Here is a 7,829-nt window from a genome sequence, read left to right as displayed (position 1 = left end):
GGCCAGAAGGATGGAGTAGAGCACATAGCGGGGGATGGGGACGCTGGCCCCGTTACCGGCGGGGATGGAGAAGAGGGGGTCCCGGACGAAGCTGGTGTAGCTGGCGTCCAGGCTGCCGATGGTGCCGCCGCCGTTGTTGCCGGAGAGGACATAGAGCAGCAGGCAGGTGTAGAGGATCAGCTGGGTGCCCAGGGTGACGATGAAGGGGTGGAGCTTGAACTTGCCCACAAAGAAGCCGTTGAAGGCCCCAATCAGGGCGCCCAGGGCCAGGGCGATGACAATGACGACAGGAATAGGCAGGGTGCCGATGTTGGGCCACATCTTGTTGGAGGCGGTGGCCGACTGGAGCAGGGAGGCGGAGACGCAGGCGGTGAGGCCCACGGCCCGGCCGGCGCTTAGGTCGGTACCCGTGAGGACGATACAGCCGGCGATGCCCAGAGCGGCGGGCAGATAGGCCGCCGTCAGGGAGATGATGTTGATGATGGAGCTGGGCGACACGAAGGCCGGCCGGTAGATGGCGATGGCCACGGCGGCCACCACCATGATGATGATGAGCATGTTGTTCATCAGCAGGTCGGTGACCTGCTTGCCGCTCAATTTTTGGGCCTTTGCGGCCAATTCCTTGGACTCTTGACTCATGTCTCTTCCCCCTTACACATACTTCGCCGCCAGAGTGAGGATCTCCTCCTGGCTGGTGTTTTTGGCGTCCACCTCGCCGGCCAGCTGTCCGCCGGACATGACCAGGATGCGGTCACACACGCCCAGCAGCTCCGGCATCTCGGAGGAGACCATGATAATCCCCTTGCCCTGGTTGGCCAGGTCGATGATGAGCTGGTAAATCTCGTACTTGGCGCCCACGTCGATGCCCCGGGTGGGCTCGTCCAGCAGCAGAACCTCCGGCTTGGTGAGGAGCCACCGGCCGATGATGACCTTCTGCTGGTTGCCGCCGGAGAGGGAGCGGATCTGGGTGGACTGGCTGGGGGTCTTGATGTGCATGGCCTGGATGGCCCAGTCGGTGTCCTCCCGCATCTTCTTGTCGCTCAGGCAGACGCCGCCCATCAGATAGCTTTTCAGGTTGGAGATGACGGTGTTCTCCTTGATGTCCCGGATGCCGAAGATGCCGGTGGCCCGGCGCTCCTCGGTGAGGAGGGCGAAGCCGTTCTTGATGGACTCCCGGGGCGTGCGGTTCTGGATCTCCTGGCCGTTGAGCCTGAGGGTGCCGGTCTCCTTGGTCATGACCCCGAAGAGGTTCTCCAGCACCTCGGTGCGGCCGGAGCCGTCCAGACCGGCGAGACCCAGGATCTCCCCCTTTCGGAGCTGGAAGCTGGCCTCCTTGAGGCGGGTGTACTTGCCGGAGAGATGCTCCACCTCCAGGATGACCTCCCCGGGCTGGTTGGTCTTGGGCGGGAAGCGGTTGGTGAGCTCCCGGCCCACCATCAGCTTGATGATCTCGTTCATAGTCAGCTCCTTGGCCGGCCGGGTGGCCACCCAGGTGCCGTCCCGCATGATGGTGACCTCATCGCTGATGCGGAGGATCTCCTCCATCTTGTGGGAGATGTAGATGATGCCGCAGCCCTTGTCCCGGAGCATGTTGATGATGCGGAACAGGTGCTCCACCTCGGACTCGGTGAGGGAGGAGGTGGGCTCGTCAAAGACCACGATCTTGGCGTCGTAGGACACGGCCTTGGCGATCTCCACCATCTGCCGCTGGGAGACCGGCATGGTGGACATGATGGTCTTGGGGTTAACTTTAACTCCAAGCTGCTCAAAGATTTCCTTGGTGCGCTGGGCCATGATGCGCTCGCTGACCATGATGCCCCCCACCTTGGGGTAGCGGCCCAGCCAGAGGTTGTCCTGGACGCTACGGGTCAGGGCCTGGTTGAGCTCCTGGTGGACCATGGCCACGCCGTTTTCCAGGGCCTCCTTGGCGCTTTTGAAGTTGACCTCCTTGCCGTCCAGGGTGATGGTGCCGCTGTCCCGGCTGTAGATGCCGAAGAGGCACTTCATGAGGGTGGATTTTCCGGCGCCGTTTTCCCCCATCAGGGCGTGGACCGTGCCAGCCCGGACGGTGAGGTTGACGCCGTCCAGCGCCTTGACGCCGGGAAATTCCTTGGTGATGCCGCGCATCTCCAGCAGTGCAGGCTGCTCCATAGGATTCCTCCTCTCTTTTCCTTGGGGAAACCACCGCTTGAACCGCGGCGATCGGGGTCCGCGGCTCAAGCAGTGGCTCCACAAATAACGGGGCGGGGCCGCCCATGGGGAAAACGCCCCACGGGCAGCCCCGCAAATCATTTCAACTTGACAGCCAGAGAAGCTGCGCGATCAGCTGACGGTGGTGTAGGGGACGCGGATCTTGGCACACGCCGGGTCCACATTCATGCCCTCGGTGTTGCTCATCAGGTCGCCGTCGGCCTGATAGTTCTGCACCAGGGTGACCACCGCACTGGCCAGGCCGCTGGCGGACTGGCCCACGGCGCCGGTGGCAGTGCCGGCGTTGATGGCGTCCACGATGCCCTGGAGGCCGTCCACGGTGAAGACGGGGATGGTGGTGGTGCCCTCACCGTTGTTGTAGCCGGCGGTCTGGAGGGCGGTGATGGCGCCCAGGCCCATGTCGTCGTTGTTGGCGATGACCAGCTCCACCATGTTGCCGTTAGCCTCAGAGTGGGCGGAGAGGACGGTGGTCATGTGGTCCAGGGCGGCGGCGGCGGACCAGGAGCCGTTGGGGTCCACCAGGTACTGGGTGGCGGCGGAGCTGTCGTAGTAGGCGAGCTCGGGATAGCCGTTCTCAGTCAGAATGGCGTTGGCGTCCTCCACGGAGTACTGGGTACGCATCTCGGCCTCAGGGTTGTTCTCCTGGCCCTTGAGCATAACATAGGAGATGACGCCGTCGCCGTTGAGGTCCACCGCGTCGTAGTTCTCCACCAGGTAGTTGCCGATCATCTGGCCCTGCATGTGGCCGGCCTCGGCGGGGTCGGTGCCCACGAAGGCGGCCAGATCATAGCTGTTGATCACCTCGTCGGAGACCTCGCGGTTGAAGAAGATCACGGGGATGCCGGCGGTGCGGGCGGACTCCACGATGCTCTGGGTGGTCTCGTCGGCGGAGGCCTCCACCGCGTTGACAACCAGCACGTTGGCGCCGTTAGCGATGGCGGTGGTGATCTGGTCGATCTGGGTGCCCTGGTTGGTGTTGCCGTCCTGGTTGATGGGGGTGATGCCGATGGCCTGGAACTGGGCGTCCATCTCGCTGCGGACGTTGCTGATGAAGGCGTCAGAGAAGTTGTAGTAGAAGACGGACACGCTCAGGTCGCTGGCGGCGGGGGCGCCGGACTCGGTGGGAGCATCAGAGCCGGCGGGGGCGGGGGTGGGTGTGGCGTTCCCTCCGCCGCCCCCGCAGGCGGCGACGCTCACGCACATGGCCCCGGAGAGGAGCAGAGCAGACAGTTTCTTGAGTTTCATGTAGAATCCTCCTTTTGTTGTCTTTGGCGAGGGTGTTCCACTCACCTGAGCCTATCATACCAAAAAACCCGGCAAAGCGCCAGAGGAAAAATCACTTTTTTTCATAAATAATTTATCGGGACTTTGACCCGGTTTGTCTAAAATGTGGATAAAAAGCAACCAGATATCGGCGAAATAGACAGGATGCAGCAAAATCAGCGGGAACTGTAAATATACATGGGGATGCGGATGGTCCGCTCCGTCAGCCCGGCGGCCTCCATGGGGTCCTCCCCCAGGGCCAGGGCCCGGGCCAGGCGGAAGAGGGCCTCGCCATGGGCGGGGTAGTCCATCACCACCGTCCCCAGCAGCCGCCCCTGGTCCACGGCCTCCACCCCCTGGGGGGTGCCGTCGATGCCCACGATGTTGGCAAAGTCCAGCCCCAGCCGCGCCACCGCGTCGGCGGCCCCCAGGGCCATGTCGTCGTTGTTGCACAGGATGAGCTCGATCTCCGGGTGCTGGACCAGGGCGCTCTCGGCGAGGGCGGCGGCCTGGTTGCGGTCCCAGTTGGCGATACCGCTCTCCACCCGCTCCAGGGGGACTCCGGCCTCCCGGAGGGTCTGGACCGATACCTCGGTGCGGATGACGGCGTCCTGGTGGCGGCTCTCCCCCTCCAGCATCATGTACTGGAGGACGCCGTCCCCGTTCCGGTCCAGGGCGTCTGGGTCGCTCTCCCAGAGGTCCAGCACGATCTGGGCCTGGAGCTGGGCCGACTGCCGGGCGTCGGAGCCCACATAGTAGACCTGGTCCCAGGCGTCGATGTCCTCCTGGACGGGCTCCCGGTTGAAGAAGACCAGAGGGACCCCGGCCTCCCGGGCCTTGTCCACCACCCGGGCGGCGTCGGTGCGGTCCACCAGGTTGACGCACAACACATCGTAGCCCAGGGAGAGGAAGCGGTCGATCTGCTCATTTTGGGTGTTCTGGCTCTCCTGGGCGTCGGAGAGGGAGATCTGAATCCGCTCCCCGGTCTCGGCGCACCAGAGGTCCACGCTCTCCTGCATGGCCTGGGTCATGTTGGAGAGATAGGTGTCCTCCCCCTTGTAGACGGCCACGCCGATGCGGAGGGCGCCGTCCTCCTGCCGGTCCTCCCGGCAGCCCGCCAGGGCCAGCAGGAGGGCGGCGGCCCCCAGGGCCAGGAGCTTCCCGGGCTTCATGCAAGCGCCTCCTCTCTCCGGCCCGCCGGGGGTACCTAGATGCTGGGAAAGAGTATCTGGTCCATGGGGTCGGTGAACATATTCTCCGCCGTGGCGGTATAGCAATCCAGAGTTTGGTCCTGGGGCTTGCCGCCCTCCAGGGCCTCCAGAAGCCGCAGCAGGCTCAGATAGCCCGCGTCGTAGCCGCTCTGGACCACCAGGGCGGCGGCGGTCCCCTCCTCCAGGTAGTGGAGCAGGAGGTTGGAGGAGCCGATGCCGTAGACCTGACCGGCTTCGGCGGCGGCCTGGCACAGAGCCTCGGCCATAGCCGGTTCCAGGGCGGCGGCGGGACCCTCCGGCAGCCCCTCCACCCCCTCCGGCTGGGCGGCGGCGCTGGCGCAGGCGATCCCCAGCTCCTCCAGGGCCTGGAGGAAGGCCTGCCGACGCAGGGCCAGGGTCTCAGTCTCCTGGGGGCTGTGGTAGAGGGTGACGGCGGTGACGCCGTCCGCCGCCAGGGCCTGGGCCAGCTGCCAGCCCAGAGCCTCCGTGCCGGCGGCGATGGCACAGTCCGCCCCCTCCAGGGCCGCCCCCACCGTCACCACAGCCAAATGGGCGGGGGCCTCTGACAGGGTTTCCTCCAAAAGGGTCCGATCCAGGGGGCAGAGGATCACCCCGTCGCTCTCCCCCTCCCAGGCCTGCCGGAGGGCCTGAGCCTGGGCGGCGGCGGGGGTCCCCTCGTAGCGGAAGATATAGCCCACATCGGCGTTCCGGTCCCGGGCGGCCCGGTCGGCCCCCAGGCGGAAGCTCTGCCAGTATGCCTCGTCGCTGCCGTCCAGGAGGATGGTGATGTGGTAAATGCGGGGGGCGTCCCCCGCCAGCAGGTCCTGGAGGAGCATGGCCCCCAGGGCCAGGAGGAGGGCCGCCAACACCCCGGCAAAGACCCGTTTTTCCATCCGTCCCATCAGGCGTCCTCCATTTCCCCGTAGGGCACCGCAGGCATCCGCAGGGTGACGGTGGTGCCCTCGTCTGGCTCCGACTGGATGGACACCCCGTATTCCGGTCCGAAGTAGAGCCGGATACGCTCCTGGACGTTCCGCAGGCCGATGCCGGAGCCCTTTCGGCCCCGCTCCCGCCGGGGGGCATCCCCAGGGGGTTCGGCGGAGAGAAGCCGCGCCACCACCTGGGGGGGCATCCCCAGGCCGTTGTCCGACACGGTGATGGTGAGCCGGCCGTCCTGGACTTCGGCCCGGATGTCGATGCGGCCGTCCCCGTCCATAAAGTCCATGGAGTGATAGATGGCGTTCTCCACAATGGGCTGAACCACCAGCTTGATGGTGGACAGCCCCTGGGCCTCCGGCTGGCAGTCGATGCTGTAGCGGAATTTGTTCTTGTAGCGCATCTCCTGGATCAGCAGGTAGCTGCGCACATGCTCCAGCTCATCCCGGACGGGGATGATGTTGCGCCCGCTGGAGAGGCTCACTCGGAAGAAGCGGGCCAGGGCGGTGACCGCCCGGACGGCCTCCTCCCGCTGGCCGTTTTCGATCATCCAGACGATGATGTCCAGGGTGTTGTAGAGGAAGTGGGGGTTGATCTGGGCCTGGAGGGCGTTGCGCTCGCTCTTGACCTTCTCCTCGTGCTCCCGGACGATGCCGTCGGCCAGCTGCCGGATGCGGTCCACCATGCCCTGGATGGCGGTGCCCAGCTCCCGGGTCTCGGAGCTGCCCCCCACATAGATGGGCGGGGCCTCCGGGCCCTCCTTCACCCGGCTCACCGACGCCTTGAGCTTCTGGATGGGCCCGGTGAGCCGCTTGGACAGGAAGACGTTCAGGAGGATCACCAGCTCCAGGTAGGCGCAGAAGATGACGGCCACAAACAGCAGGTCGCTGCCGGAGCCGAAGGTGAACCGGGGCTGGTCCACCACCCCCACCACCTTCCAGCCGGTGTAGCCCACCGCCTGGACGATGACGGAGCGACGCCGCCCCTCCCAGGTCTCGGTGTAGATGCCGTCGGGCCGCCCCGCGGCGTCCAGATTGCTCTCGTGCACCAGGCCGGAGGCGATGAGGGGGCGCTCCGGGTGGTAGATCAGGGCGCCGTCCCCGGCGGTCAGGTAGAGGTACCCGCTGCCTGAGAGCTTCACACTCTGGAAGAGGGCGGTGAGGGCGCTGTACTTGAGGTCGATGAGCAGCACGCCCAGCTGGGTGTCCCCGCCCTGGGTCAGCTCCACCGCGCAGGAGAGGGAGACCACCCACTTGTAGTTGTGGCCGGCGTCCTCGAAGAGGGTCTGGATGGCCGGGACGCCAAAGTGGAGGTTTTCGGTGCGGGCCATGGCGCTGGTGAACCAGGGCGCGCCGGTGATCTCGGCGTCCGGGCGGACCCGGGCCGCCGGGGCTGTGGCCACCACCTGGCCGTCCCCGGTGAAGAGGACCATGTTCTCCACATAGTCGCTGTAGGTGTTGTAGAGCAGCCGCATCTCCTCGCTGACCGGCCTTTGGTCCAGGTCGGTATTCTTGACCACGTTGTAGCAGATGGAGTCGGACAGGCGGATCATGTCCCGGAGGTAGGTGCTCAGGGACTGGTTGACCTGTTCCACCAGCATCTGGTTTTCCTCCCGGATGGCGGCGCTCAGCTGGGCGGAGAAGCGGACATAGAGGGTGACGCCGGTGAGCGCCACGGCCAGCAGGGCGCTGACGGTAAAGGAGGCGAACATGGCGTACCGGATGCTGCCCCGGGCCAGGCGGGCGCTGCACCGCTCCATAAGCTCCCCCATAGGCGGCCTCCTTTCGTCTCGTGGTACAGCGCCCCGCCGGAGGCGGGGTCAAGTGGGCTGCTTGCGGAATTGGGAGGGGGTGACGCCGAAGCGCTTCTTGAACACATAGCTGAAATAGTTTGGCTCGCCGCAGCCCGCCCCAGAAACGGCAGGGCCGTTTCCGGGGGCCCCTTTGATTTTACATCCTCGGCGGAAATGAATTCCGCCTGCGGCAAGGGCTTTGCCTGAGGGCAAAACCCTTGGACGCGGCAGGGGCCGCGCCCCGCCGGAGGCGGGGTCAAGTGGGCTGCCTGCGGAATTGGGAGGGGGTGACGCCGAAGCGCTTCTTGAACACATAGCTGAAATAGTTTGGCTCGTCGTAGCCCGCCCCAGAAACGGCAGGGCCGTTTCCGGGGGCCCCTTTGATTTTACATCCTCGGCGGAAATGAATTCCGCCT

Annotated in this window: 7 protein-coding genes and 1 pseudogene; all 8 read right to left on the bottom strand. The window is 65.5% G+C overall.

Going from position 1 to position 7,829, the window contains the following annotated elements:
* A pseudogene (locus Q0K09_RS09910) lies at positions 1–639 on the bottom strand (beta-methylgalactoside transporter); the annotation flags it as partial.
* 12 nt (positions 640–651) lie between these two features.
* The gene (locus tag Q0K09_RS09905; protein WP_294475820.1) at positions 652–2,151 is read right to left on the bottom strand and encodes an ATP-binding cassette domain-containing protein; all 1,500 of its coding nucleotides are present in this window, start codon (positions 2,149–2,151) and stop codon (positions 652–654) included.
* A 171-nt stretch (positions 2,152–2,322) separates the two neighbouring features.
* Positions 2,323–3,456, bottom strand: a complete 1,134-nt coding sequence (locus Q0K09_RS09900; RefSeq protein WP_294475818.1) for a galactose ABC transporter substrate-binding protein — start codon at positions 3,454–3,456, stop codon at positions 2,323–2,325.
* A gap of 194 nt (positions 3,457–3,650) precedes the next feature.
* Positions 3,651–4,646, bottom strand: coding sequence for a galactose ABC transporter substrate-binding protein (locus Q0K09_RS09895; RefSeq protein ID WP_294475816.1), 996 nt, complete (start codon positions 4,644–4,646; stop codon positions 3,651–3,653).
* A 35-nt stretch (positions 4,647–4,681) separates the two neighbouring features.
* Entirely contained in the window at positions 4,682–5,587 is a 906-nt protein-coding gene (locus Q0K09_RS09890; RefSeq protein WP_294475812.1) for a substrate-binding domain-containing protein, read from the bottom strand.
* Positions 5,587–7,392, bottom strand: coding sequence for a sensor histidine kinase (locus Q0K09_RS09885; protein WP_294475810.1), 1,806 nt, complete (start codon positions 7,390–7,392; stop codon positions 5,587–5,589). Before Q0K09_RS09885 ends, Q0K09_RS09890 begins: the two co-directional genes overlap by 1 nt.
* A gap of 48 nt (positions 7,393–7,440) precedes the next feature.
* Entirely contained in the window at positions 7,441–7,728 is a 288-nt protein-coding gene (locus Q0K09_RS10870) for an AraC family transcriptional regulator (RefSeq protein WP_365932081.1), read from the bottom strand.
* Entirely contained in the window at positions 7,670–7,798 is a 129-nt protein-coding gene (locus Q0K09_RS10865) for an AraC family transcriptional regulator (RefSeq protein ID WP_365932086.1), read from the bottom strand. Before Q0K09_RS10865 ends, Q0K09_RS10870 begins: the two co-directional genes overlap by 59 nt.
* Positions 7,799–7,829 lie beyond the last annotated feature (31 nt).

This window comes from uncultured Intestinimonas sp. (assembly GCF_944387725.1).
Lineage (GTDB): Bacteria > Bacillota > Clostridia > Oscillospirales > Oscillospiraceae > Intestinimonas.
The sequence above is the reverse complement of the archived record's forward strand: the minus strand, read 5'-3'. Positions and strand labels throughout refer to the sequence as shown.